The organism is Heliobacterium chlorum, assembly GCF_014502795.1.
In the GTDB taxonomy this organism is placed as follows: Bacteria; Bacillota; Desulfitobacteriia; order Heliobacteriales; family Heliobacteriaceae; genus Heliobacterium; species Heliobacterium chlorum.
Window position 1 is genome coordinate 1 of record NZ_JACVHF010000142.1, and the last position, 576, is coordinate 576.

The following is a 576-nucleotide window of genomic DNA, read 5'->3' on the forward strand; positions in this document are numbered from 1 at the left end:
GAAGCTAAGCTAGAATGGCTGGCGGCCGCCGAAAAGAAAGGATTATTTGGCTCAAAACAAGAACAGCCTGTCGGCCAAGCAACCAACCCGGCACAAGCTCAAACGACAGACCTTAATCAGTTAAGCTCTATACAGCTTCTCAAAATGGGTTATTCCCAGCGAGCGTAATCCCACAGCGGATGACGCTTTTTCTTTGCCCAAAAACAGCACATAGGGAGGAATTATTTCTTTGGCACTCACAATGACGGAAGCCGCGAAGTTATCAACGGATATCCTACAAAAAGGCGTGATTCAAACCTTTGCTCGTTCGTCTCCGATTCTGGAACTATTGCCGTTCATGGAGATTTCGGGGAACTCCTACAAATACAATCAGGAGCAGACCTTACCGGGTATCGCGTTCCGTTCCGTCAACGAAGGCTATGTGGAATCGGCGGGTGTAGTTAATCAGCTATCTGAGGGATTGTATATCCTCGGTGGTGACGTGGACATTGATAAATTTCTCGTGCAAACCCGAGGTAACGTCAACGACATTCGCTCCATCCATACGGACCTGAAAGCAAAAGCCTTAGCTCTAGA

General features: G+C 47.7%; 1 protein-coding gene. It reads left to right on the forward strand.

The features are described from left to right. Positions 1-229 precede the first annotated feature (229 nt). A partial coding sequence (locus H1S01_RS20665; protein WP_341479150.1) for a major capsid protein occupies positions 230-576 on the forward strand: 347 nt, incomplete at its 3' end.